This window comes from Herbaspirillum sp. alder98, from assembly GCF_020179755.1.
Classification (GTDB): domain Bacteria; phylum Pseudomonadota; class Gammaproteobacteria; order Burkholderiales; family Burkholderiaceae_D; genus Herbaspirillum.
Genome location: NZ_JAIUCY010000001.1, coordinates 1,017,965 through 1,042,678, shown reverse-complemented (window position 1 = coordinate 1,042,678; position 24,714 = coordinate 1,017,965). Strand labels below are relative to the sequence as shown.

21 protein-coding genes are annotated in these 24,714 nt (G+C 62.6%); 16 read left to right on the top strand and 5 right to left on the bottom strand.

Going from position 1 to position 24,714, the window contains the following annotated elements; translation table 11 throughout:
- Positions 1-36 precede the first annotated feature (36 nt).
- Complete coding sequence (queA, locus tag LBW87_RS04750; RefSeq protein ID WP_225200270.1) at positions 37-1,062, top strand: tRNA preQ1(34) S-adenosylmethionine ribosyltransferase-isomerase QueA; 1,026 nt, start codon at positions 37-39, stop codon at positions 1,060-1,062.
- Positions 1,055-2,182 (top strand): tRNA guanosine(34) transglycosylase Tgt, encoded by a 1,128-nt coding sequence (gene tgt, locus LBW87_RS04745; RefSeq protein WP_225200269.1) that lies wholly within the window; start codon positions 1,055-1,057, stop codon positions 2,180-2,182. The genes queA and tgt overlap by 8 nt, the downstream gene beginning before the upstream one ends.
- An 85-nt stretch (positions 2,183-2,267) precedes the next feature.
- Here the strand turns inward: tgt and LBW87_RS04740 are convergent, their stop codons facing one another.
- Both LBW87_RS04740 and LBW87_RS04735 read right to left on the bottom strand, forming a co-directional pair.
- Complete coding sequence (locus LBW87_RS04740; protein WP_225200268.1) at positions 2,268-3,938, bottom strand: acyl-CoA synthetase; 1,671 nt, start codon at positions 3,936-3,938, stop codon at positions 2,268-2,270.
- Positions 3,939-4,041: 103 nt separating this feature from the next.
- The gene (locus LBW87_RS04735; protein WP_225200267.1) at positions 4,042-4,806 is read right to left on the bottom strand and encodes a GntR family transcriptional regulator; all 765 of its coding nucleotides are present in this window, start codon (positions 4,804-4,806) and stop codon (positions 4,042-4,044) included.
- Positions 4,807-5,192: 386 nt separating this feature from the next.
- Here LBW87_RS04735 and LBW87_RS04730 point away from each other — a divergent pair, with 386 nt between their 5' ends.
- The 9 genes from LBW87_RS04730 to tcdA all read left to right on the top strand — a co-directional run bounded on the left by LBW87_RS04730 (position 5,193) and on the right by tcdA (position 14,701).
- On the top strand, positions 5,193-6,233 hold the full coding sequence (locus tag LBW87_RS04730) for an ABC transporter substrate-binding protein (RefSeq protein ID WP_225200266.1): 1,041 nt from the start codon (positions 5,193-5,195) through the stop codon (positions 6,231-6,233).
- A 20-nt stretch (positions 6,234-6,253) separates the two neighbouring features.
- Entirely contained in the window at positions 6,254-7,069 is an 816-nt protein-coding gene (locus LBW87_RS04725) for an ABC transporter permease (RefSeq protein ID WP_225200265.1), read from the top strand.
- A gap of 14 nt (positions 7,070-7,083) precedes the next feature.
- The gene (locus LBW87_RS04720) at positions 7,084-7,872 is read left to right on the top strand and encodes an ABC transporter ATP-binding protein (RefSeq protein ID WP_225200264.1); all 789 of its coding nucleotides are present in this window, start codon (positions 7,084-7,086) and stop codon (positions 7,870-7,872) included.
- A gap of 11 nt (positions 7,873-7,883) precedes the next feature.
- Positions 7,884-8,612, top strand: coding sequence for an aspartate/glutamate racemase family protein (locus LBW87_RS04715; protein ID WP_225200263.1), 729 nt, complete (start codon positions 7,884-7,886; stop codon positions 8,610-8,612).
- 9 nt (positions 8,613-8,621) lie between these two features.
- Complete coding sequence (gene hydA, locus LBW87_RS04710) at positions 8,622-10,046, top strand: dihydropyrimidinase (protein ID WP_225200262.1); 1,425 nt, start codon at positions 8,622-8,624, stop codon at positions 10,044-10,046.
- A 345-nt stretch (positions 10,047-10,391) separates the two neighbouring features.
- The gene (gene yajC, locus LBW87_RS04705) at positions 10,392-10,724 is read left to right on the top strand and encodes a preprotein translocase subunit YajC (protein ID WP_225200261.1); all 333 of its coding nucleotides are present in this window, start codon (positions 10,392-10,394) and stop codon (positions 10,722-10,724) included.
- A gap of 111 nt (positions 10,725-10,835) precedes the next feature.
- Positions 10,836-12,740 carry a protein translocase subunit SecD gene (gene secD, locus LBW87_RS04700; protein WP_225200260.1) on the top strand — a complete coding sequence of 635 codons (1,905 nt, stop codon included), beginning with the start codon at positions 10,836-10,838 and terminating at the stop codon, positions 12,738-12,740.
- Between the two features lie 73 nt (positions 12,741-12,813).
- On the top strand, positions 12,814-13,758 hold the full coding sequence (gene secF / locus LBW87_RS04695; RefSeq protein WP_225200259.1) for a protein translocase subunit SecF: 945 nt from the start codon (positions 12,814-12,816) through the stop codon (positions 13,756-13,758).
- A 100-nt stretch (positions 13,759-13,858) separates the two neighbouring features.
- Positions 13,859-14,701, top strand: coding sequence for a tRNA cyclic N6-threonylcarbamoyladenosine(37) synthase TcdA (gene tcdA / locus LBW87_RS04690; RefSeq protein ID WP_225200258.1), 843 nt, complete (start codon positions 13,859-13,861; stop codon positions 14,699-14,701).
- On the opposite strand, the gene LBW87_RS04685 is transcribed toward tcdA, so the two are convergent.
- From LBW87_RS04685 to LBW87_RS04675, 3 genes are all read right to left on the bottom strand, one after another.
- Complete coding sequence (locus LBW87_RS04685) at positions 14,698-15,636, bottom strand: DMT family transporter (protein WP_225200257.1); 939 nt, start codon at positions 15,634-15,636, stop codon at positions 14,698-14,700. The two genes, tcdA and LBW87_RS04685, sit on opposite strands and share 4 nt — an antisense overlap.
- Positions 15,637-15,769: 133 nt before the next feature.
- Complete coding sequence (locus LBW87_RS04680; protein ID WP_225200256.1) at positions 15,770-16,519, bottom strand: AraC family transcriptional regulator; 750 nt, start codon at positions 16,517-16,519, stop codon at positions 15,770-15,772.
- A 3-nt stretch (positions 16,520-16,522) separates the two neighbouring features.
- Complete coding sequence (locus tag LBW87_RS04675) at positions 16,523-17,305, bottom strand: 3-hydroxybutyrate dehydrogenase (protein ID WP_225200255.1); 783 nt, start codon at positions 17,303-17,305, stop codon at positions 16,523-16,525.
- A gap of 261 nt (positions 17,306-17,566) precedes the next feature.
- On the opposite strand from LBW87_RS04675, the gene LBW87_RS04670 reads away from it, so the two are divergent.
- The 5 genes from LBW87_RS04670 to LBW87_RS04650 all read left to right on the top strand — a co-directional run bounded on the left by LBW87_RS04670 (position 17,567) and on the right by LBW87_RS04650 (position 24,512).
- Positions 17,567-18,334: a GNAT family N-acetyltransferase gene (locus LBW87_RS04670; protein ID WP_225200254.1), complete on the top strand. Its 768-nt coding sequence runs from the start codon at positions 17,567-17,569 to the stop codon at positions 18,332-18,334.
- Entirely contained in the window at positions 18,331-19,212 is an 882-nt protein-coding gene (locus LBW87_RS04665) for a UDP-2,3-diacylglucosamine diphosphatase (protein ID WP_225200253.1), read from the top strand. Before LBW87_RS04670 ends, LBW87_RS04665 begins: the two co-directional genes overlap by 4 nt.
- 6 nt (positions 19,213-19,218) lie before the next feature.
- Entirely contained in the window at positions 19,219-20,265 is a 1,047-nt protein-coding gene (locus tag LBW87_RS04660; protein WP_225200252.1) for a glycosyltransferase family 4 protein, read from the top strand.
- Between the two features lie 136 nt (positions 20,266-20,401).
- On the top strand, positions 20,402-22,366 hold the full coding sequence (locus LBW87_RS04655) for a methyl-accepting chemotaxis protein (protein WP_225200251.1): 1,965 nt from the start codon (positions 20,402-20,404) through the stop codon (positions 22,364-22,366).
- A 403-nt stretch (positions 22,367-22,769) separates the two neighbouring features.
- Positions 22,770-24,512 (top strand): methyl-accepting chemotaxis protein, encoded by a 1,743-nt coding sequence (locus LBW87_RS04650; protein ID WP_225200250.1) that lies wholly within the window; start codon positions 22,770-22,772, stop codon positions 24,510-24,512.
- Positions 24,513-24,714: the final 202 nt, after the last annotated feature.

The following is a 24,714-nucleotide window of genomic DNA, read 5'->3' as shown; positions in this document are numbered from 1 at the left end:
GTTACGTTGTATTTACGGTTTTTGCCGGTTTTCTTCATGTATTCCCTTTCTGATTTCGATTTCATTCTGCCCCCCGAGCTGATCGCGCAGACTCCGCTGCCCGAGCGCAGCGCGTCGCGCCTGTTGCAGGTGGACGGCCCCCAACTGACCGACCGTCGCTTCAGCGATATCCTGGCGCTGCTGGCGCCGGGCGACTTGCTGGTATTCAATGACACCCGCGTGCTCAAGGCGCGCTTCTTCGGCGTCAAGGAAAGCGGCGGCAAGATCGAGGCGCTGGTCGAGCGGGTGCTCGACGCCCGTACCGTGCACGCCCAGGTGCGCGCCTCCAAGTCGCCGCCCGCAGGCACACGCATCCGGCTGGCCGATGCGTTCGATGTCACCGTGGGCGAACGCTTCGGTGAATTCTTCACGCTGCACTTTCCGTCGGACGTGTTCGAATTGCTGGAGCAGTACGGCAGCCTGCCGCTGCCGCCCTACATCGAGCACGCCGCCGATGCATTCGATGAAACGCGTTACCAGACGGTCTATGCCAAGGCGCCCGGCGCGGTGGCGGCACCCACCGCCGGTTTGCATTTCGACCAGGACCTGCTGTCGCAGCTGGCCGCGCGCGGCGTCAACCAGGCCTTCGTCACCTTGCACGTCGGCGCCGGCACCTTCCAGCCGGTGCGGGTGGAAGACCTGTCGCAGCATCACATGCACAGCGAGTGGTACACCATCGCGCAAGCCACGGTGGACGCGGTGCGCGCCACCAAGGCCGCCGGCGGACGGGTGGTGGCGGTGGGCACCACCAGCATGCGCGCGCTGGAGTCGGCGTCGCAGGGCGGCGAGCTGCAAGCCGGCAGCGCCGACACCCGGCTTTTCATCACGCCCGGATATCGTTTCAAGACGGTCGACCGCCTGGTGACCAATTTCCATTTGCCCAAATCCACCCTGTTGATGCTGGTGTCGGCCTTTGCCGGTTACGACAACATTCGCGCCGCCTATGCGCACGCGATCGATCAGCATTATCGTTTCTTCAGTTATGGCGACGCCATGCTGCTTACCTGCGCCAATCATGCTTGAATTCACTCTGCTCAAGACCGACGGTCTGGCCCGTCGCGGTCGCGTCAAACTCAATCACGGCACCGTCGACACGCCGATCTTCATGCCGGTCGGCACCTATGGTTCGGTCAAGGCGATGTCGCCGCTCGAATTGAACGAGATCGAGGCCCAGATCATCCTCGGCAACACCTTTCACCTGTGGCTGCGCCCGGGCCTGGAAGTGGTCAAGAAATTCGGCGGCCTGCACAAGTTCATCGGCTGGGACAAGCCGATCCTGACCGACTCCGGCGGTTTCCAGGTGTTTTCCCTGGGCGAGATGCGCAAGATCACCGAAGAGGGCGTGAAGTTCGCCTCACCCATCAATGGCGACCGGCTGTTCCTGTCACCCGAGATCTCGATGCAGATCCAGCGCGTGCTCAATTCGGACATCGTGATGCAGTTCGACGAATGCACCCCCTACGAGATCGATGGCCGTCCCGCCACGCGCGAAGAAGCGGGCAAGTCGATGCGCATGTCGCTGCGCTGGGCCAAGCGTTCCAAGGATGAATTCGACGGTGGCGAAAACCCTAATGCCCTGTTCGGCATCGTCCAGGGCGGCATGTTCGAGACCTTGCGCGACGAATCGCTGGCGGGACTGGAAGAGCTCGGCTTCGACGGCATCGCCATCGGCGGCCTGTCGGTGGGCGAGCCCAAGGAAGACATGATGCGGGTGCTGGAACACGTCGGTCCGCGCCTGCCAGCCGACAAGCCGCATTACCTGATGGGCGTGGGTACGCCGGAAGACCTGGTGGCAGGCGTCGCCAACGGCGTCGACATGTTCGATTGCGTCATGCCCACCCGCAACGCGCGCAATGGCTGGATCTTCACCCGCTACGGCGACATCAAGATCAAGAACGCCCGCTACAAGGACGACGGCAAGCCCTACGACGAAAGCTGCGGCTGCTACGCCTGCAAGAACTTCTCGCGGGCCTATCTGCACCACCTGCACCGCGCCGGCGAAATCCTCGGCGCGCGCATGAACACGGTGCACAACCTGCACTACTACCTGGAACTGATGCAAGAGATGCGCGACGCCATCGACGCCGGGCAGTTCCAGGCCTTCGTCGCCAGGTTCAAGGAAGATCGGGCGCGTGGCGCCTGATGTAATCAATGTCTGAAGACGCGGGGAGCCGGCCAGCGCCGGCTCCTTCGTCAGGCACGCAGTGCCCGCCCGGGCGCTCCATGATTCAAGCGGCGTTGCCCTGGCATAACTCAGGACCCGGCGGCTTGCGCCATCCCGCTACCATCGCCCGCAACTCGCGCCGTATCACCTTGCCGGTGGTCGTCATCGGCAGCTCCTGCACGAAATACACTTCACGCGGATATTCATGCGCGGCCAGTCGCGTCTTGACGTGCTGCTGGATCTCGCGCTTGAGATCGTCGCTGCCCACCTGCCCGGCATTGAGCACCACGATGGCCACCACGATCTCGGTGCGCTCGGCGTCCGGCGTGCCGATCACGGCCGCCATCTTGACCGCCGGGTGCTGCAACAGGTTGTCTTCGATTTCACCCGGGCCGATGCGGTAGCCGGCCGAGGTGATCACGTCGTCGTCGCGGCCCACGAAGCGGATATAGCCGTCGGCGTCCTTGCTGCCGGTGTCACCGGTCAGCAGCCAGTCGCCGACGAACTTGGCGGCGGTGGCCTCGGGTTTGTTCCAGTACTGCAGGAACATCACCGGGTCCGGGCGCATGACTGCAATGTTGCCGTGCGCGCCAGCCGGCAGCGGCTGGCCGCCATCGTCCACGATCTCGACCCGGTGCCCTGGCGCCGCGCGCCCGATGCTGCCGGGACGTACCGGCATGACGGCCACATTGGACGACACCGTCATGTTGCATTCGGTCTGGCCATAGAACTCGTTGATGGTCAGGCCGAAGGTCTGGCGGCCCCATTCCAGCAGCTCCGCGCCCAACGCTTCGCCACCGCTGGCCACCGAGCGCAGCGCCAGCGTCCAGCGCCGCTGCGGCGCGGCCACGGTGCGCATCATCTTCAACGCCGTGGGCGGCAGGAAGCAATTGCGCACCTGCTGGTCCTGCAGCAACTGGAAGGCCGCTTCGCCACTGAACTTGGCGAAGCGGTGCGCCACCACCGCCACGCCATGATGCCAGGCCGTCAGCAGCACATCGAGCAGTCCGCCGATCCAGGCCCAGTCGGCCGGAGTCCAGATGCGGTCGCCCGGCAGCGGAAACAGGTTGTGCGACATTTCCACCCCCGGCAGATGTCCCAGCAGCACCCGGTGCGCATGTAATGCGCCCTTGGGTTGCCCGGTGGTGCCGGAGGTATAGATGATCAGCGCCGGATCGTCGGCGCGGGTATCGACGGCGGTGAAGCTGCTGCTCTGTTTGGCCAGTTCGGCATGCAGGTCGAGCGCGCCGGGCGCCGGGCCGTCGCTGCAAAAGACGGTGCGCAACTGAGGCAGGGCGTGGCGAATTGCCGCCAGCTTGGCCGCGCCCTCGGCATTGGTGACGACCACTGCCGCGGCGCTGTCGTGCAGGCGGTACTGCAATGCCTCGGTGCCGAACAGCGAGAACAGGGGAATGGCGATGCAGCCCGCCTTGTAGGCGGCCACGTGAGAGAAGGCGGCCTCGGGCGATTGCGGCAGCAATACGCCGACCCGCGCGCCCGCATCGGCGCCATGGGAGCGCAGCAGGTTGGCCATCCGGTCCGACAGGGTCTTGATCTGGCCGAAGCTGTAATTGTGTACGGCGCCATGCTGGTCGACATGCACCAGCGCCAGTCGCTGCGGCTCGCGCGCGGCCCACTTGTCGCACACATCGACGCCGATGTTGTAATGCGCGGGAATGTCCCAGCGAAATCCGGACACGATCTCTTCATAGCCCTGCGGCGTGGTCGGCAGCATGCATGGTCTCCTGTTTTTATGGTGCGCTGTCCGCCGTGAGCAGACGCGCACTGGCACTTTGGCACATTTCGGCGCCATTTGCAGCGCAGGAGACCGGCCCGGCTCAGTCCATGCCCAGCATCTCTTCCAGGTTTTCTTCTTCGCCCGGTGGGGTGCTCATGTCGAGCACCTGCTCGATGTGGTGCAGGTGGCCGATCATGGCCGCCACTGCATTTTCGGTCTGGCCCTGGGCGATGGCGTCGATGATGGCGCCATGTTCGTCATGGGTGCAGGCCGGTACCGTGGGCGAGTCGTAGAGCACGATGATGAGGCAGGTCAGCGAAGCCAGTTCGCGCATCATCTTGCTCATCACCGGGTTCTCGACCAGGTCGGCGATGCGGATGTGGAATTCGCCCGACAGCCGGATGATGGCGCGCCGGTCGCCGCGCTCGCGGGCCTCGGCCTCTTGCGCCACATGCGCGCGCAACTGGGCGATATGCGCCGGGCTGGTGTGTTCGCACAGATGACGCAGCAGGGCCGGTTCGAGGATGCGGCGCGCCGCGAAGATGGCGCGCGCCTCGTCCGGCGTGGGGCTGGCCACGAAGGCGCCGCGGTTGGGGATGGTGGTCAGCAGGCCTTCGTGCGACAGCCGCGCCAGCACCTCGCGCACGCGCGTGCGGTTGACCCCGAAGATGCTGGCCAGTTTTTCTTCCACCAGCTTGGTGCCGGGCGTGAGCCGGTGCTCCATGATCGAGGTCAGGATGCGTTCATAGATGGCGTCGCCGGCCATCGGCCGGGCGCTGATCGCCTGGCCGGGCAGCGGGCTGTTGTCCGGCTTGACGGAACGCTTCTTGCGGCCGACGCCGTCGGGGGCGGGGGAACTGGTCATGTCGTCTTGGCGAGGAATCACTTGTTGTAGGCGTGGAGCACTGAGGCAATCACTGCGCATGATATCTGAAACTTGTGATGATGGATTGTCACAATATGACAAAATAATTCGCGCAATAAACTCGCCCTATTGTTGCACTCATGTGGGGAATCTGGCCTTGCCAATCTGCCTGTTCGTCACATGCTGGTGCATTTTTGCCCCCGTTCCCGTCGGCAACTCACCTCTGTCAAAAAACTACTTATCCTTGATGGGTAAGGATTACAGCGGATAATCCAGATCACCCACAACGTTTCTCTCGTGCTGGCACAGCATTTGCATTAATCGTGGCAATGCAAAAGTAAATTGTCACAATCTTGTTGTTTATTGTCCATCTCGGGAGAAAAACGATGCAAAAACAAGTGCGCAAGTCCCTGTTCGGTCTGTCCTTCCAACGTGTTGCCCTGGCCGCGGCGCTGGTCTGCGGCGTGATGGTGGCCGGTTCCGCCTCGGCCCAGTCCAAGCCCAAGATCAAGCTGGCGTATGCCAAGTGTGCGCATTGCCTGTCGATGTCGCTGGTGCCGGCGCTGGCGCAGAACGTGGAGATCGAAGGCATCAACTTCACCGCCGGCAGCGATGCGTTGACCGCGCTGGTGTCCAAGAGCGTCGATATCGCGCAGGTGACTTACCTGGCGTACGTAAGCGGGCTGGACAAGGGTTTCGACCTGGTCGCCGTATCGGGCCAGGTCAATGGCGGCTCCGAGATGCTGTTGGGGCGCGACACCAAGCTGGCCGCCGATGACTGGGTCGGCCTGAAGAACCTGATCGCGCAATACAAGGCGCAGGGCAAGCCTTTCCGCATCGCAGCCTCGCGCGGCAATGCGCAAGACCTGCACATGCGCGGCGAACTGGCCGGGCACGGCATCGATCCTTCCAAGGATGTGCAATTCGTCAATATCCCCAATCCGTCCGATCACGCTGCGGCGCTGTCGCGTGGCGAAGTCGAGCTGATCTGTTCGGTCGAGCCATTTGCCTCGCAGATTCGCATGACCGGTGTCGGCCAGCACTTCGCCTATCCGTATGACCAGGCCGCCGGCCGTCTCACCAACCTGATCGTGACCCGTTCCGACGTGATCAAGGAGCACCCGGCCGAAGTCAAGGAAACCGTGGCCGCCGTGGTGCGCCTGGTCGACAACCTGCAAAAGGACAAGCAGGCCTGGGTCAACAGCATCGTCAAGGCCACCGGCCTGGACGCCAAGATCGCCAATGAGGCGCTCAAGAATGCCTACCCCGACTACCGCATGTACCGCACCCAGACCCGCGCCATCGCCGGCATGATGAAAGACCTCAAGTACGTCTCGACCGATGTCGCCGCGCAGGCCGAAAAGAACCTGGACTACAGTTTCCTGATGAGCGTCACCGGCAAGCCCAAGTCCGAGCTGGGCTACTGATCCACTAACAAGGAATTCCCATGAATGGATTGATGCGTTCCCTGTCGGAAGCGAAATGGCGATTTGCGGTGCCGGTATTGCTGGTGCTGTTCTGGGAGGCATTCTCCCGTTCCGGCGTGATTCCGGCGGCGCTGCTGCCGGCGCCTTCGCGGGTGCTGGTGACCTGGATGGACTGGATCTTCGGTATCAACGAAGCGGCCCAGGACAGCAGCGGAAAATGGATCTTCGACGCCATGGCCAGCAGCATGCGGGTCACCGCCGGCTACCTGATCGCGGCCGTCTCGGGCATCGCCCTGGGCGTGGCCATCGGCTGGTGGCGCTGGGTCGAACGCGCCATCGAGCCGACGGTGCAGATGCTGCGACCGATCCCGCCGGTGTCGTGGATTCCGCTGGCCATCATCTGGTTCGGCATTGCCAACAAGCCGGCGATCTTCCTGGTGTTCCTGGGGGCATTCTTCCCGATCCTGATGAACACCGTGCATGGCGTCAAGAATGCCGACCGCAACCTGTTGCGCGCGGCCGCCATGGCCGGCGCCAGGCAGGGCCAACTGCTGCGTTTCGTGATCCTGCCGGCAGCCATGCCGAGCATTTTCGCCGGTTTGCGCATCGGTATCGGCAGCGCCTGGATGCTGACCGTGACGGCCGAGATGGTGGCGGTCAAGAGCGGCCTCGGCTATGCCTTGTGGGATTCTTATTACTTCCTGCGCTATGACCTGGTGATTGCCGCCATGATCAGCATCGGCTTGCTGGGTTTCCTGGCGGATTGGATATTGAAAAGCATCATGAACTCGATGCTGCGCTGGCAGCAGGTATCGACCGTACAGGGCAGGGCTTGAAAAAGGAAACGACCATGGCATTCATCGAACTCAACAACATCGTCAAGGTGTTCAAGGACCGCAAGGGCGGCGCCGACATGCTGGCCATCGACAACGTCAGCCTGAAACTGGAGAAGAAGGAATTCCTGTGCCTGCTGGGGCCGTCGGGCTGCGGCAAGTCGACCCTGCTGAACATGATCGCCGGTTTCGAGTTTCCCACCACCGGCGAGGTCAAGGTGGACGGCAAGAGCATCAGCGGCCCCGGCGCCGACCGCGGCATGGTGTTCCAGCAAGCCAACCTGATGCCGTGGCTGCCGGTGTGGGACAACGTCGCCTTCTCGCTCAAGCTGCAGGGCAAGAGCGCCGCCGAACGTCGGGCTGCGGCCCAGCCTTTCATCGAGACCGTCAAGTTGAAGGGCTTCGAGAATCACTTTCCGGGCGAGCTCTCGGGCGGCATGGCGCAACGCGTCGGCATTGCGCGCGCCTTGCTGCAAAATCCATCTGTGATCCTGATGGACGAGCCGTTCGCGGCCCTCGATGCCCAGACCAAGATGGAAATGCAGGAAGAGCTGGTGGCCTTGTGGCAGCGCTACGAGGGCACCATCGTGTTCGTCACCCACAGCGTCGATGAGGCATTGATCCTGGCCACCAAGGTGGCGGTGATGACGCATCGGCCGGGCCGCATGCGTGAGCTGATCGATATCGACTTGCCGCGCCCGCGCGACACCACCACCCACGAATTCAACCAGGCCAAGCGCCACGTGCTGAGCCTGATCCGCGAAGAATCGGCGCTGGCGCATGCCGACGCCAGGCTGGCCGCCTGAAAGGAAAAAACATGACACAACGAACTTTGCTCGGCATGCTCACGCCGTCCTCCAATACCACGCTGGAACCGGTGACGACGGCGATGATCGCCGACCTCCCCGAGGCCAGCGCGCATTTCGGGCGCTTTCGGGTGACCGAGATCGCGCTGTCCAACCAGGCTTTGTCGCAGTTCGACGATAGCGAGATCCTGCGCGCCGCCGAGCTGCTGTCGCACGCCAAGGTCGGCAGCATCGGCTGGAACGGCACCTCATCGGGCTGGCTCGGGTTCGATGCCGACGAACGTCTGTGCCGTCGCATCACCGACGCCACCGGCATTGCGGCCTGCACCTCGGTGCTGGCCCTCAACGAGATCTTCGACATCACCGGTGTGAAGCGTTTCGGCCTGGTGACGCCCTACCTGGATGACGTCCAGGCCGCCATCATCAAGAACTACGGCGGCGCCGGCTACGAGTGCGTATCCGAACGTCACCTGCGCAAGCAGGACAATTTCTCGTTTTCCGAAGTGGGCGCCGACGAACTGCGCGCCATGGTGCGCGAAGTCGCGCGCGACAAGCCGCAGGCCATCACCATCTTCTGCACCAACCTGCGTGGCGCGCCGCTGGTCGAGGAGCTGGAAAAAGAGATCGGCATTCCGATCTACGACACCATCTCGACCGTGGTGTGGAAGTCGCTCAGGCAAGCCGGCGCCGATCCGTCGCGCATTCGCGGCTGGGGCTCGCTGTTTCGCGACGTCAGCTGAGCGGCCATCATGGAACAATTCGATGTAGTGATCCGTAATGGCACGGTGGCCACCGCATCCGACATCATGCAATGCGATGTCGGCATCGTCGATGGCAAGGTGGCCATGCTCGGCCGCGGCCTGGCGCCCGGCCGCACCGAGATCGACGCCACCGGCAAGCTGGTCCTGCCCGGCGGGGTCGACGCCCACTGTCACCTCGACCAGCCGATGGAACCAGGGCTCAGGATGGCCGACGACTTCCGCAGCGGCACCATCTCGGCCGCCTGCGGTGGCACCACCACCGTGATCCCGTTCGCGGCCCAGGCCAAGGGGCAGTCGCTGCGGGCGGCGGTCGACGATTATCATCGCCGCGCAGAAGGCAAGGCCGTGATCGACTACGCCTTCCACATGATCGTCAGTGACCCCACCGAACAGGTCCTGAAGGAAGAGCTGCCGCAGCTGGTGCGCGAAGGCTATACCTCGTTCAAGATCTACATGACCTATGACGACCTCAAGCTGAACGATCGCCAGATCCTGGAGCTGCTGGCCGTGGCGCGGCGCGAGGGCGCCATGGTCATGGTGCATGCCGAGAACGCCGATTGCATCGGCTGGCTGACCGAGCAGCTGGAACATGCCGGGCTGACCGCGCCCAAGTACCATGCAACCTCACGCCCGATGCTGGTCGAGCGCGAAGCCACGCATCGCGCCATTGCGCTGTCGGAACTGGTGGATGTGCCGATCCTGATCGTGCACGTGTCGGGCAAGGAAGCCATCGAGCAGATCCGCTGGGCCCACGGCCAGGGCTTGCGCATCTACGCCGAGACCTGCCCGCAGTATCTGGTGTTGAGCGCCGACGACCTCGATCACGGCTACCACGGCGCCAAGTGCGTGTGCAGCCCGCCGCCGCGCGACAAGGCCAACCAGCAATATGTATGGGACGGGCTGGCCAGCGGATTGTTTACCGTGTTTTCGTCGGATCATGCGCCATTCCGTTACGACGACCCCGAGGGCAAGAAACCGGGCGGCAAGGAAGTGCCGTTCCGTTATATCCCGAACGGCACCCCGGGGCTTGAGACGCGCCTGCCGATCCTGTTCTCGGAAGGGGTCGGGCGTGGCCGCATCGACCTGAACCGGTTCGTCGCGCTGACTGCCACCGATCCGGCCAAGATGTATGGCCTGTATCCGCAAAAGGGCACCATCGCCATCGGCAGCGACGCCGACATCGCGGTCTGGGACCCGCACAAGCAGGTCACCATCCGCAACGAGATGTTGCACCACGATGTCGACTACACCCCGTATGAGGGCATGCAGGTCACCGGCTGGCCCGAGATCACGCTCTCGCGCGGCGAGATCGTGTGGGGCGACGGTGTGGCCAGCGGCGCAGTGGGTCGCGGACGGTTTCTGGCCTGCGGCTTGCCCGATCCGGCGCGGCCGAGGAAGGTGATTGCCGATTGATCGGTTAGCTTTCTTTTCTTGCAACAAAAAGTCGCTGGGCCCTGACTTTCGTCAGGGTGACGGAAGTGGGGAACAAGACGGAGCCCGGGTTATAAGTATCCTCGTCGTGCCGGCGAACGCCGGTACCCAGCGACTTGCGCCGTTCCCCCATTAAACATGCTGTATGGCAATATCCATCCCAGGGCTTCCTGCCAGCCGTGCCTCCCACGCGCTAAAGCCGACGAAATTTCCTTCAAAATCAGCAAACCGAACTTGATCTTCGGCAAGACGTCCCGATTTGGGGGAATGGTGCCTGCTCAGTGCTAGAATGCAGGGCTATTTTTTAATCAACCTTTGGAGCCTTACGTGTTTATTTCCGACGCATTCGCACAAACGGCAGCTGCAGCACCCGGCGGCATGCTGGGCAACCTGACCAGCTTCCTGCCGATCATCCTGATGTTCGTGGTGCTGTATTTCCTGATGATCCGCCCGCAAATGAAGCGTCAAAAAGAACAGAAGGCCATGATGGACGCGCTGGCCCGTGGCGATGAAGTGGTCACCTCGGGTGGCGTGCTGGGTCGCATCACCAAGGTTGCCGATGGTTACATCACCATCGAAGTGTCGGAAGGCAACGAGATCATCGTGCAGAAGGGCGCCGTCACCACGCTGCTGCCAAAGGGCACCATCAAGGGCCTGTAAGTTTCGGCAACGGTCTCTATGGGCGCATCGCAGATGCGCCCATGTTGTTATGAATGTGATGGTTTGTGCGCCACCCGGCTGCACGCCATCCGCAGCTAGAAGCACAACACCATGAATCGTTACTCTCTCTGGAAATACGTATTAATCGTCGTCGCCCTGCTGTTTGGCGCGGTGTATACGGTGCCGAACTTCTTCGGCGAATCGCCGGCCGTGCAGATCAGCAGCGCCAAGTCGACCATGAAGGTCGAGTCAAGCGTCGCCGGTCGCGTCGATCAGATCCTGACCCAGGGCAACCTGGCCGCAGAGAGCGTGGCATTCGACAACAGCGGCGCGCAGCCGTCGGTGCGGGCGCGCTTTGCCACCACCGACATCCAGTTCAAGGCCAAGGCATTGCTCGAGAAGGAGCTCAACAGCGATCCTTCCGACCCCAGCTACCTGGTCGCCTTCAACCTGCTGCCCAATACCCCGCAATGGCTGCAGAGCCTGCACGCATTCCCCATGTACCTGGGCCTGGACTTGCGCGGTGGCGTGCACTTCCTGATGCAGGTCGACATCAAGGCGGTGCTCAACAAGCGGGTCCAGGGCCTGCAATCGAGCGTGCGCAGCCTGCTGCGTGACAAGAACATCCGCCACAACGGCATCAACCGCGTCGGCGACACCATCCAGATCTCGTTCCGCGACGCCGAAACCCGCGACAAGGCCCGTGCGGCGCTGGGCGAGCTGCAAGAGCTGGCCCTGGCTGACGCCGGTGCCGGCGACGACCTCAAGCTGATGGCAACCTTGCGCGCCGAAGCGCTCAAGCAGACCCAGGAAGAAGGCGTCAAGCAGAACATCAGCACCCTGTCCAAGCGCGTCAACGAGCTGGGCGTGGCCGAGCCGCTGATCCAGCGCCAGGGCGCCGACCGCATCGTGGTCGAACTGCCGGGCGTACAGGACGTTTCGCGCGCCAAGGACATCATCGGCCGCACCGCCACGCTGGAAGTGCGCATGGTCGACGAAAGCGTGGTGCGCGGCACCGAAGAAACCGCCGCCATCCCGTTTGGCTCCGAATTGTTCAAGATCGGCAAGGGCGCACCCGTGGTCCTGAACAAGGAACCGGTGCTGACCGGCGACTACATCTCGAACGCTTCGGCCAGCTTTGACGAAAACCACCAGCCTGCGGTCAGCATCGACCTCAATGGCGACGGCGGACGCAAGATGCGCGAAGCCACCCGCGAGCGCGTCGGCAAGAACATGGCCATCGTGCTGTTCGAAAAGGGTCGTGGCGAAGTCCTGACCGTGGCCACCATCCGTTCCGAACTGGGTTCGCGCTTCCAGATCACCGGCATGGGTTCGCCCGAAGCCTCCGGCGACCTGGCGCTGCTGCTGCGCGCAGGTTCGCTGGCCGCGCCGATGGAAATCATCGAAGAGCGCACCATCGGCCCGCAACTGGGCGCCGACAACATCAAGAAGGGTTTCGACTCGGTGCTGTACGGTTTCCTGGCGATGACCGTGTTCATGGTGATCTATTACCAGTTGTTCGGTTTCTTCAGCGCCCTGGCCTTGTCGGTGAACGTGCTGCTGCTGGTGGCGCTGTTGTCGACGCTGCAGATCACCCTGACCCTGCCTGGTATTGCCGCCATTGCGCTGGCGCTGGGCATGGCGATCGACTCCAACGTGTTGATCAACGAACGTATTCGTGAAGAACTGCGTGCCGGCAATTCGCCGCAGGCGGCGATTGCGATCGGCTTCGATCGTGCCTGGGCCACCATTCTTGACTCCAACGTCACCACCCTGATTGCCGGCCTGGCGCTGTTGATCTTCGGTTCGGGCGCCATCCGCGGCTTCGCGGTGGTGCACTGCCTGGGTATCCTGACGTCGATGTTCTCGGCCGTGTTCTTCTCGCGCGGCGTGGTCAACCTCTGGTACGGCCGCAAGAAGAAGCTCTCCGGCCTGGCCATCGGCCAGATCTGGAAGCCCGAAGGCGAGGCCCTGAATACTTCTGTGCGCGTCAACCCCAAGCGCGACGCCAAGTAAGTCGAACCTTCAGCCAGTGATATAGCAGGGCCGTCCGACCAGCGTCGCGGCGGCCTGCACCGAAAGGATAGTGATGGAATTTTTCCGCATCAAAAAAGACATTCCCTTCATGCGCCATGCGTTGATCTTCAACGTGGTCTCGGCGCTGACCTTCGTCGCGGCAGTGTTCTTCCTGCTGAGCAAGGGCTTGCATTTCTCGATCGAATTCACCGGCGGTACGGTCATGGAAATGGCCTACAGCAAACCGGCCGATCTCGAGAAGATCCGCAAGTCGATCGAAGGCCTGGGTTACCGTGACACCCTGGTGCAGAGCTTCGGCACCGCCCAGGACGTGATGATCCGCCTGCCGGCGCAACCGGGCGTGAACGCCAGCCAGCAAAGCGAGAAGGTCACTGCCGCGCTCAAGGTCGATGATCCGGAAGTGCGCCTGCAGCGCGTCGAATTCGTCGGCCCCCAGGTGGGCGACGAACTGGCGCATGACGGCTTGATGGCGCTGGCCATGGTGGTGCTGGGCATCATCATCTACCTGGCGTTCCGCTTCGAATGGAAGTTCGCGGTGGCGGCGGTGATCGCCAACCTGCACGACGTGGTGATCATCCTCGGCTTCTTCGCCTTCTTCCAGTGGGAATTCTCGCTCACGGTGCTGGCCGCGATCCTGGCCGTGCTGGGTTATTCGGTGAACGAATCGGTGGTGGTGTTCGACCGGGTACGTGAAGCCTTCCGGGACCGCCGCTTCGGCAAGCTGTCGGCGCCGGAAGTGTTGAACCACGCGATCACCAGCACCATGTCGCGTACCATCATCACCCACGCCAGTACCGAAATGATGGTGCTGGCCATGTTCTTCTTCGGTGGCCCCACGCTGCACTACTTTGCGCTGGCGCTGACCATCGGTATCTTGTTCGGTATCTATTCGTCGGTGTTCGTCGCCGCTGCGCTGGCCATGTGGCTGGGCGTGAAGCGCGAAGACCTGATCAAGCCGGTCAAGGCGAAGGACGAAAACGGCGGCGCCGTCGTCTAAGTCGCGCATGTTTTTCGACCACGGGCCGCAACGTCACTGTTGCGGCCCGTTGTATTTTGAAGTTGCCATTCATTGTTAATCGTTATCGATTTCCATCATCATGAATTCCTCATCCGCCAGCCTCCACGACATCGACTATGAGCGCCGCTTCGGTGGCGTCGCCCGCCTTTACGGCGCGCCCGCATTGCAGCGCTTTGCCAGCGCCCGGGTGTGCGTGGTCGGGGTCGGCGGCGTCGGTTCGTGGATCGTCGAGGCGCTGGTGCGCAGCGCCATCGGGCATATCACCATGATCGATCTCGACAACCTGGCCGAGTCCAACGTCAATCGCCAGATCCATGCGCTCAGCGACACGCTGGGCCAGGCCAAGGTGAGCGCCTTGCATCAGCGCATCATGCAGATCAATCCGACCTGCCAGGTCACCGAGGTGGAAGACTTCATCACGCCCGACAATATCGAGCAGATGATCGGCATCGGCCGCTTCGATTACGTGGTCGACGCCATCGACAACGTGCCGGCCAAGGTGGCGTTGATCGCCTGGTGCCGTCAGCATGGCGTGCCGCTGGTGACCATCGGCAGTGCCGGCGGCCAGATCGATCCCACCATGATCGAGGTGCGCGATTTGTGCCGCACCGAGCAGGAACCGCTGCTGGCCAAGGTGCGCAAGCGCCTGCGCGCGCAGCATGGTTTTCCGCGCGGCACGCGCAACAAGTTTCATATCGATGCGGTGTTCTCGACCGAGCCGGTCAGTGCGCCCGAAGTCGAAGCCTGCGAGGTGCCGGCCCCTGAAGACCTGGATATCGGCAATGATGTCGTCGACGAGGCGACGCCGACCGGCGTCACCGGCCTCAATTGCGCCGGCTACGGCTCGGCCATGGTGGTGACGGCATCATTCGGACTGGTGGCGGCGGCGCATGTGCTCAAGAAGATCGCGCAACGCGATTAGTGTCCGCCGCCTTCATCGACCACGCGATGGGCCGATACGCACAACAACACGCTGGCCGTCACCAGCACCATGGCGACGCCTTCCAGCCACGTCGGCAGGCGTTGCTCCCACAAGAAACCGTATAACAGCGCAAACAGGGTCTCGAACAGGATCATCTGGCCGATCATGGTCAGCGGCAACAGGCGACTGGCCTTGTTCCAGCAGGCATTGCCGAACAGCGAGGCGATGATCGCCACGCCGGCCGAGACGGCGATGAAGCGGGTCCATTCGGCGTCGCTGTGCGGCGCCAGCAGGATCGTGAAGGCCGGGATGGCGATGAACAGCGACAGCAGCCCCGTGACCAGGCCGGTCAACAGGCTCCAGTCATGCGCCGAGATGGTGTGCAGCCGTGCCAGCCAGCGACTGTTGCCCACGGCATAGGTGGTCCACGACACCAATGCCCCCAGCGCGCATACAAAGCCGATCACCTGGTTGCTGCCACCGGCATGCGTGCCCGACAGCGATTGCCAGGCGACGCAACCGATGCCGCTCAGGCCCAGCGCCAGCGAGGGCAACAACTTGGACAACGGCACCGCGCCATGCCCGCGGCTGCCGATGATGGTCACCGCCACCGGCAGAAAACCGATCACCAGCGATGTCATCGCCATGCCGCCCAGTTGCACCGCACTGGCCAGGAAAACGTAATAGACCACATTGCCCAACAGGCTCAGCCACACCAGTGCGCGCCACTCCGGCCAATGCAGGTGGCGCATCACGCTGCGCAGTCGGGGCGCAATCAGGATCGCGGCAAATACCCCATAGGCAAGATAGCGTCCGGCAGACAATTGCCAGGGCGAAAATTCACGGGTAAGTTCCGGGGCAAGAAACACCAGGCCCCAGGCCGCGCCCGCGAGGGCGCCGAACAGGATGCCGCGTACAAGTGATTGGGAGCTCATCAAGCGCAATGGCAGAAGACGTCGAGGCTCGCAGTATGCCTTGCCGCATGCCAGAAGGATTGGCGAGAACTACGGAAATGTTGGTCGATTGTCGTGTCGGTGCTGCGGCCGGCGATGGCCAGGCTGGATTGTTTCAGTTTTCGGCCGGCGATTGCGCGGCCCGGCGATAGGCGGCGGGCGTGGTCTGGCGCAGGCGGCGCAGGGCGTGGCTGAGTGCGCTCTGGTCGGCATAGCCGCAACGCTGCGCGACCAGTGCCAGCGGAGTCGACGAATGACGCAAGAGGTAACAGGCGTGGCGCACCCGCACTTCGGCCAGCCAGGCCCGTGGCGAGGTGCCGGTCTCGGCCTGGAACCATTCGTGCAATCGACTGGGGCTGATGGCCGCGCTGGCCGCCATGTCGGCAATCGACCAGGGCTGGGCCGGCTCGGCCTCGATCCTGGCCATCAGCAACTGCAGTCGCGACTGCGCGCGCGGAGCCTGGCCAGCCATGGTGTCCAGCAGCAGCGGCAGCCAGTGCTGCAACGGGTTGGCGGATGATGCCTGCTGCCGCCCCAGTAGCAGTTGCATGAAGTCAACCAGCTTGCCGGCCGCCGGCGTCAGCGACACGAACGGCGCGCCACCGAATTGTTCGAGCAATCGGTGCTCGAGCACATCCGGCGACAGGTCAACGATCAGCGCGCGATTGTCGCCCAGCGCGCTGGTGGCGTGATGCGCACCGGGTTCGACGAAGGCGGCCGTGTTGCCATCGGCCACCCCCGAACGACCATCGATGTCGAGCGCGATGCGTCCCGACAATGGCAGCACCAATTGCGCGAAATCGTGACTGTGCGTCAGCGTTTCGCCGCCATAGGAGCGCACATCGAGTCGGGACGCGCTCAGCATCATTTATTGCATGTACCAGCCATGGCTGACCACCACCGATTGGCCGGTCAGGGCATTGGTCGGGAAGGCGGCCAGGAAGACGGCAGTCTGCGCCACGTCCTGGGTGGTGGTGAATTCGCCGTCGACGGTGTCCTTCAGCATCACTTTCTTGATCACGTCTTCCTCGCTGATGCCGAATTCCTTGGCCTGCTCGGGAATCTGTTTTTCGACCAGTGGCGTGCGCACGAAACCGGGACAGATCACGTTGCTGCGGATCTTGTCCTTGGCGCCTTCCTTGGCCACCACCTTGGCCAGACCCAGCAAGCCATGCTTGGCGGTGACATAGGGCGCCTTCAAGGGCGACGCCTCGTGCGAATGCACCGAACCCATGTAGATGATGGAGCCGCCGCGACCCTGCTTGATCATGGCCTTCATCGCCGCGCGCGTGGTGAGGAAGGCGCCATCGAGGTGGATCGCCAGCATCTTGCGCCAGTTTTCCAGCGACAACTCGGCCACCGGGCTGATGATCTGGATGCCGGCGTTGCTGATCAGGATATCCAGTCCGCCGTAGCTGTTGACGGCGTCGGCGATGCCCTTGTCGACCTGGGTTTCGTCGGTCACGTTCATGGCCACGGCCAATGCCGTGCCGCCGGCGCGGGTGATTTCGTCGGCGGTCGCCTTGGCCGCTTCCAGGGCCAGATCGGCGATGACCACCTTGGCGCCCTGGCGTGCGTACTCGAGCGCGATTTCCTTGCCGATGCCGCTGGCCGAGCCGGTGATGAGGGCGACTTTGTCCTTGAGTAGCATGGTGTTTCCTTCCTTTATTGATTCGAGTTGATGGAGTGCCGAAACTAAAACCGGTTCATTGGAACATGGGATGCCACCTGTCTCCTGCAGGCGACGCAATCACTGTTTTTGTCAGTGTCTTGTCACATCCTGGTCATGCCATTGTAACGCTGCGCCAGCGGCTGTTGTTGTGCCCCAAAAACACACCAATACGTCATCTGGCTGAAACAATCGCTCGCTAGTCTGTGCAGCGTTAAGACTGAGACTGCGAAAGGACGATGCATGAGACTCTTTACCATTGCTGCCGATACCAATCCGAGTTTTTCCAAGCTGAGCTTGAGCCTCGCGACCACCCCGGAAGAAGTGCGTGAAGTGCAACGCTTGCGCTACAAGGTTTTCATCGAGGCCATGAACTTGTCGGCGTTGGCCAACAATGAAGGTCTCGACAAGGACGAGTTCGATAACTACTGCGATCACCTGATCGTGCGTGACAGCAAGACCCTCAGCGTGGTCGGCACCTACCGGGTGCTCAGCCCGCACGGCGCACGCCGCATGGGAAAATTCTATTCGGAACAGGAATTCGACCTCTCGCGCCTGGATAATATCCGCGGCGTGATCTGCGAGGCCGGACGCGCCTGCATCCACCCCGACTACCGCAGCGGTGGCGTCATCATGATGCTGTGGGCCGGCCTGGCCGCCTACATGCGCCGCGAGCGCTGCGAATACCTGATGGGTTGCGCCAGCGTCAGCCTGGCCGACGGTGGCCACAACGCTGCTGCGCTGTATCACGCGTTCGCCGAAAAGAACCTGGCGCCGCCCGACTATCGCGTGGCGCCGCACCTGCCTTTCCCGCTGGACGATCGCGAGCCTGGCCATACGCCGCAAGTGCCGCCGCTGCTCAAAGGTTATCTGCGCAGTGGCGCGTGGGTGTGCGGCGAACCGGCCTGGGATCCTGATTTCCACTCGGCCGATTTCTTCCTGCTGCTGCCGCTGGCCAAGCTCGATGGCCGTTACGCCCGTCACTACCTGAAGGAAACGAGGCCCACATGAAGCCGCGCGAACAGTTCCTGGATGCTGCCGCTGCCCTGATGGGCGAGGCCGGCAGCGGTAACGCAAGCGGTGACGGCAAGCGCGAACCACAGCGCTTTCGCACCATCTGGATTTCGGACATACACCTGGGCACCACCGGTTGCCAGGCCGAACGGCTGTTGGAATTCCTGCGCGCTACCGAATCCGAGACACTGTACCTGGTGGGCGACATCATCGATGGCTGGCAGTTGAGGCGTCGCTGGTACTGGGATCAAAGTCATAACAATGTGGTGCAGACGGTGCTCAAGAAAGCCAAGAAGGGCACCAACGTCGTGTTCGTTCCTGGCAACCATGACGAAGTGGTGCGCCAGTTCATCGATCTCGATTTCGGCGGCATCAAGATTCGCGACGAGCTGGTCCACGTCACCGCCGATGGTCGTCGCATGCTGGTGCTGCACGGCGACCGCTTCGATGGCGTGATCGCCTGCGCCAAGTGGCTGGCCTATGTCGGCGATTCGCTCTACACCATGATCCTCAAGTTCAACCAGTGGTTCAACAGCTGGCGTGCGCGCGCCGGCCTGCCGTACTGGTCGCTGTCGCAATATCTGAAGTCCAAGGTCAAGAACGCAGTCAACTACATCAGTTCGTTCGAAGACGCGCTGGCCGACGAGGCGCGCAAGCGCGGTCTGGACGGCGTCATCTGCGGCCACATCCATAAGCCCGAGATTCGCGACATCGGCGGCGTGACCTATTGCAACGACGGCGACTGGGTCGAAAGCCTTTCTGCCCTGGTGGAAGATGCCGATGGCGTGCTGCGCCTGGTCACCTGGCAAGAGATCATGCAGAACCGCAAGGCCGCCCGCGTCAAGCCTGTACCCGAAATGGCGCTTACGGCGTAATCATTCATGCGTATTGCCATCATCAGTGACGCCGGCGAACCCCAGGTCAACGGGGTCGTCAACACCTTGCGCTGTACCGTGCGTTGCCTGCGCGCCGCCGGCCATGAAGTGCTGATGCTCACGCCGCGCGATTTCCGCACCTTTGCCTGCCCGACCTATCCCGAGATCCGGCTGGCGTATCAGCCTTATGCGCGCATTGCGCAGGCGTTGCAACAGTTCACGCCCGACTGCATCCATATCGCCACCGAGGGTCCGATGGGACTTGCCGCGCGCCGCTATTGCACGCGCCACCGGCTGGATTTCACGACCGCCTATCACACCCGTTTTCCCGAATACCTGGCGGCACGCCGGCTGTTGCCCAAGGCGATCACCTATGGTTTGCTGCGCTGGTTCCACAAGCGTTCGCAGGCGGTGATGGTGCCCACGCCGGCGATGAAACTGGCGCTGGAACAGCAGGGCTTTCGCAACGTCGCGTTGTGGGGACGCGGCGTCGACACGACCCATTTCAGGCCGGTGCCGGAAGATCATGCCTGCATCGAGCGGCCACTTTTCCTGTATGTCGGACGGGTGGCGGTGGAAAAGAATATCGAAGCCTTCCTGCGGCTCGACCTGCCCGGCACCAAGTGGGTGGTCGGCGACGGTCCGCAGTACGAGGAGCTGGCGCGGCGTTACCCGCAGGTGCGCTTCCTGGGGGCCAAGGGACATGATGAATTGCCGGCCTATTACAACTGCGCCGACGTGTTCGTGTTTCCCAGCAAGACCGATACCTTCGGACTGGTGTTGCTCGAAGCCATGGCGTGTGGCATTCCGGTAGCGGCATATCCGGTCGAAGGGCCGATCGATGTGGTCGAGCATGGCGTCTCCGGCATTCTCGATCACGACCTCCGGCAGGCCTGCCTGCAAGCCATCGGTCTCGATCCGGTCGCGGTGCGATCGCATGCCGAGCGGCGCTCGTGGGAGTCGGCCACCCAGCAGTTCCTGCAGCACTTGCACCTGGTGCGGCGGCCGGCTGCCGCGCGCGCTCCGGTGAAGGCGGTACGCGGCATTCGCTAACTTCATGCGGGCGTTATTGCTGTCTGGAAATTTTAAAACAATACGTATTGAGCCATACATCCTTGCCACGGAAGAGTTAGTATTGAATTCGTCGTCAGTTTTTTGACAGTCGTAATTCACTATCCGGGGGGATATGATGAGACGTATGCTTGCCAATCTGATGTTGTGGCAGAAGTTTGCCTTGCTGGGATTCATTGGGGTGATCCTGTTTGGCGTACCAACCGCCTTGTACGTGGTGGGTACGGAACGCGTAATCAGCATGAAGACGCTGGAGATCGAGGGGGTGGCGCCGATTCGTCGTCTGGCCAAGACCATCCAGCTGATGCAGCAGCATCGTGGACTATCTGCAGTACTTCTCAATGGCGACGCCAGCGTCGCCGGCAATCGCGGCACCAAGGCCGACGAGGTCAACGCTGCTCTGGGCGAACTGGTCACCACGCTGACGGCGCTGGATATCGACGACGCCCGTATCACCACCATGCTAGGCGAAGCCCAGGTTGCCTGGAGCAAGATACGGGATGCGGTCAACGCCCGGACAGTGGCGGCGCCCGAAAGCTTCACCGCCCACAGCGACGCCATCACCAAGCTGTTCGATCTCAATGACCGGGTAGTCGATGTATTCAAATACACGGTCGATCCCGATTTCGACAGCACCAACCTGATCGATGCCACTTTCACCGCCATGCCGGCGCTCACCGAAGACCTTGGGCGCAGTCGCGCACGTGGCGCGTCGCTGTTGCTCAAGAAAGATATAAAACTTGAAGACCGGCTCGACATGGCGGCCACGCTGGAGCGTGCGCAAGAGCATCTGAACGAGGCACAACGCTCGTTTGGCAAGGCGGTCGAAGTCAATCCGCCGCTGCGCGACAAGCTGGGGCCGGTCTTTGAAAACGTCGGACGCCTGGGCAATGTCGCCATTGCGCTGGCGCGCGACCAGCTCCTGCTGCCTGACCAGTTGAGTTATTCATCGCAGGATTATTTCAAGCAGTTCACGCTGGCCATCGACGAGCAATTCAAGGCGATCGGGCAAGTGACCGAAGTGCTCGAAGCGCAGTTGACCGAGCAGAACGCCGAGCTGCGTCGTACCCGCATGCTGGTGCTGGGCGGTATCGCGCTGCTGGCGCTGGTGGCCGCCGCCATCGGCAGCATGATCAGTCGCTCGGTCACCGCACCCATTGCCGCTTCGGTCGACATGGCGCAACGCGTGGCGGCCTATGACCTGACGGTGCGTTCGCAACCGGTCGGGCGTGACGAGTCGTCCCAGTTGCTGGGCTCGCTCAACGACATGACCGGCAGCCTGGGCGGCATCGTCGGCGACGTGCGGGGCAGTGTCGAAGTGATCCAGCATGCCTCGCGTGAAATCGCCACCGGTAACGGCGACCTCTCGCGGCGTACCGAATCGCAGGCGTCCAGTCTCGAAGAAACCGCCAGCGCCATGGAGCAATTGACCTCCACGGTGCAGCAGAATGCAGAGAACGCGCGCGAGGCCAACCAGCTCGCCACATCGGCTTCTCAACTGGCCGCGCGGGGCGGCGATGTGGTCGGCGGCGTGGTGCAGACGATGGGCGATATCAAGGAGAGTTCGCGCCGCATCGTCGACATCATCGGCGTCATCGACGGCATTGCCTTCCAGACCAACATCCTGGCCTTGAATGCGGCGGTGGAGGCGGCACGTGCCGGTGAACAGGGGCGCGGCTTTGCCGTGGTGGCCTCTGAAGTGCGCTCGCTGGCGCAGCGTTCGGCGGCCGCCGCACGCGAGATCAAGAGCCTCATCGGCGACTCCGTGGAGCGCGTCGACGCCGGTGGCAAGCTGGTCGATGAAGCGGGCGTGACGATGGGCGAGATCGTCGCCGCCGTCAATCGGGTGGCAGGCATCATGAGCGAGATCACGGTGGCCAGCCAGGAGCAGAGCATCGGCATTGCGCAGGTCAATGACGCCATCGCACAGATGGAATCGATCACGCAGCAGAACGCGGCGCTGGTGCAGGAGGCGACGGTCGCCGCCGAAAGCCTGCAGCGCCAGGCCGAGGTATTGTCGGACGCGGTGAGCGTGTTTCGCACCGAGGCCAGCGGCAAGCCGGCGCTGGTCACCATCACTTAGGGCAAGAGAACACGGCGCCGCGATATTGTCGTCATTGCAATGTCGCGGCGAAACGTGAAAATGCCCCCATTGGGGGCATGCGCCCCGATTTGAACAACTATGCAAAACGTGTATGGCAGTATGCCGACAAAGCATTTGCTGTAAGGCATGCCGTTCTCTAAGATTCGCCTCGCTGGCTGGTCCGGCAGGGAGGCGCGCAGGCGTTCATTACGCCGCACATCTTGCGATCAATGCTAACTGACGTTGTCTCCGCGACAAAAGCGATCAGGCATGAATCGTGCTGAATACTTCCTGCAAGACAAGCCTTTTCCGGCCCCGCCGATGACGATCCGTCGGCAGTCACTTCACGGTGCATGCCGCTTGTGCGCCAAAGCTTGTCGTTCTTATCAGGAAGAGCTCAATCATGATCCAACGTCTAAAGATCGGCACCCGCCTGGCCGTCGGGTTCTGCCTCATTCTGCTGTGTGCTGCCGCGATCCTGGCCATTGGCCTGTGGCGCATGGCGGAGTTGCAGGCCAGCAGTGAATACGTGATCGGCAAGAAGGTCGCCGGCATGACCACCGCGATGAACATGCGCGAGTCCGGCAGCGAACTGGCGCTGGCGCTGCGCAAGGTGGTCACGCCCACCGACGCGGCCGAAGGCAAGACCGAGGACGCCCACCTGACGCGCCTGCTGCAGGCCTATGCCGGCGCGGAACGCCGGCTATCGGCCCTGGCCGATAGCGGACGCGGCAAGGAACTGCTGGATGGCGCAGTGGCCGACAGCAAGAAACTGTTTCCGGTGGTGGGGACCATCCGTGAGCAAGTCGGTAGCGGCAACTACTTCGATGCGGCGCAACTGCTCAAGAGCGACTTCCTGCCGGCGCACGAAAAGTGGATGGCCAGCGTTGGCGCATTGGCAAGTTTCCAGCAGGACGACATGAACGCGGCCCATGCCGACGCCAAGGAAAGTTATCGCAAGGCGCAGATCGGCATGCTGGTCATCGGCGTGTTCACGCTGGGCCTGGGCATCTTCTTCACCTTCATCATCACTAATTCGATCACCCGCCCGCTCAAGCGCGCCGGCAATATTGCCGAGACCATCTCCAGCGGCGACCTGACACAGGAGTTCAGCGACCAGGGCCGCGATGAAGCGGCCACACTGGTCAACTCGCTGGGCGCGATGCAGGCCAACCTGGCCACCACCCTCAACGAGGTCAAGGAAAGCGCCGCCATCATCGCGGTGGCCTCGCATGAAATCGCGCGCGGCAACATCGACCTGTCCAATCGTACCGAATCGCAGGCGTCGAGCCTGGAAGAAACCGCCAGTTCGATGGAGCAGCTTACCTCCACCGTGCAACAGAATGCCGAGAACGCACGCCAGGCCAACCAACTGGTGGTGTCGGCCTCGGACTATGCCAGCAAGGGCGGCCGGGTGGTCAGCGACGTGGTTGACACCATGGGCTCGATCAAGGAAAGCTCGCGCAAGATCGTCGACATCATCGGTGTCATCGACGGCATTGCCTTCCAGACCAACATCCTGGCCCTAAATGCCGCCGTGGAAGCTGCGCGTGCCGGTGAACAGGGACGTGGTTTCGCGGTGGTGGCCTCTGAAGTGCGTTCGCTGGCGCAGCGCTCGGCCTCGGCCGCCAAGGAAATCAAGGGACTGATCGGCGACTCGGTCGAGAAGGTCGACGCCGGCGGCAAGCTGGTCGACGAAGCGGGCGCGACGATGAACGAGATCGTCACTTCGGTGCGTCACGTCGCCGACATCATGGGCGAGATCACCGCCGCCAGCGCCGAACAGAGCGCCGGTATTGCCGAAGTCAACAACGCCATCGCACAGATCGACGAGATTACCCAGCAGAACGCGGCGCTGGTCGAAGAAGCTGCCGCCGCCGCCGAAAGCCTGCAGGAACAGTCCGATGCGTTGGCGCATGCGGTGTCGGTGTTCCGCCTGCGGGTGGAGCAGGGGGCGGGTGCTGCTGCTGCATCGGTGCCGCCGGTGAGTCCGGTGGCGTCGTCGCGGGCACCTGCTCGCACTGTCAATACGGCGCCGGCCATCGAGGTAAAGGTTCGTCAAGTGCCGGCCAAGACGGCCAGCCTGCCGCCGGCGGCGCCGTCGCGCCGGCAGCCGGTGCGGGACGATGAGTTCGAGGAATTCTGAAGGCGAGCCTAAATAATTTATTCCCTTCGGGAAATAAGAGAAGCGCCGTGGTGTAAGAAGCCACGGCGTTTTTTTTGCCTGCGGGAACTGCGAGTCGGCTCTCCGGCACTGAATCTTTCAGTTTTCCGACCGTAATGATGAGACAGCCAGTGGCGCGATCCGGAGGTCTTTTATCCGATTAGATCTTGCTCAGCCGACAACG

Bases quoted from the DNA above. Each gene is read 5' to 3' on its own strand.
- queA (WP_225200270.1), top strand. From the start codon at position 37: ATGTATTCCCTTTCTGATTTCGATTTCATTCTGCCCCCCGAGCTGATC.
- tgt (WP_225200269.1), top strand. From the start codon at position 1,055: ATGCTTGAATTCACTCTGCTCAAGACCGACGGTCTGGCCCGTCGCGGT.
- LBW87_RS04740 (WP_225200268.1), bottom strand. From the start codon at position 3,938: ATGCTGCCGACCACGCCGCAGGGCTATGAAGAGATCGTGTCCGGATTT.
- LBW87_RS04735 (WP_225200267.1), bottom strand. From the start codon at position 4,806: ATGACCAGTTCCCCCGCCCCCGACGGCGTCGGCCGCAAGAAGCGTTCC.
- LBW87_RS04730 (WP_225200266.1), top strand. From the start codon at position 5,193: ATGCAAAAACAAGTGCGCAAGTCCCTGTTCGGTCTGTCCTTCCAACGT.
- LBW87_RS04725 (WP_225200265.1), top strand. From the start codon at position 6,254: ATGAATGGATTGATGCGTTCCCTGTCGGAAGCGAAATGGCGATTTGCG.
- LBW87_RS04720 (WP_225200264.1), top strand. From the start codon at position 7,084: ATGGCATTCATCGAACTCAACAACATCGTCAAGGTGTTCAAGGACCGC.
- LBW87_RS04715 (WP_225200263.1), top strand. From the start codon at position 7,884: ATGACACAACGAACTTTGCTCGGCATGCTCACGCCGTCCTCCAATACC.
- hydA (WP_225200262.1), top strand. From the start codon at position 8,622: ATGGAACAATTCGATGTAGTGATCCGTAATGGCACGGTGGCCACCGCA.
- secD (WP_225200260.1), top strand. From the start codon at position 10,836: ATGAATCGTTACTCTCTCTGGAAATACGTATTAATCGTCGTCGCCCTG.
- secF (WP_225200259.1), top strand. From the start codon at position 12,814: ATGGAATTTTTCCGCATCAAAAAAGACATTCCCTTCATGCGCCATGCG.
- tcdA (WP_225200258.1), top strand. From the start codon at position 13,859: ATGAATTCCTCATCCGCCAGCCTCCACGACATCGACTATGAGCGCCGC.
- LBW87_RS04685 (WP_225200257.1), bottom strand. From the start codon at position 15,636: ATGAGCTCCCAATCACTTGTACGCGGCATCCTGTTCGGCGCCCTCGCG.
- LBW87_RS04680 (WP_225200256.1), bottom strand. From the start codon at position 16,519: ATGCTGAGCGCGTCCCGACTCGATGTGCGCTCCTATGGCGGCGAAACG.
- LBW87_RS04675 (WP_225200255.1), bottom strand. From the start codon at position 17,305: ATGCTACTCAAGGACAAAGTCGCCCTCATCACCGGCTCGGCCAGCGGC.
- LBW87_RS04670 (WP_225200254.1), top strand. From the start codon at position 17,567: ATGAGACTCTTTACCATTGCTGCCGATACCAATCCGAGTTTTTCCAAG.
- LBW87_RS04665 (WP_225200253.1), top strand. From the start codon at position 18,331: ATGAAGCCGCGCGAACAGTTCCTGGATGCTGCCGCTGCCCTGATGGGC.
- LBW87_RS04660 (WP_225200252.1), top strand. From the start codon at position 19,219: ATGCGTATTGCCATCATCAGTGACGCCGGCGAACCCCAGGTCAACGGG.
- LBW87_RS04655 (WP_225200251.1), top strand. From the start codon at position 20,402: ATGAGACGTATGCTTGCCAATCTGATGTTGTGGCAGAAGTTTGCCTTG.
- LBW87_RS04650 (WP_225200250.1), top strand. From the start codon at position 22,770: ATGATCCAACGTCTAAAGATCGGCACCCGCCTGGCCGTCGGGTTCTGC.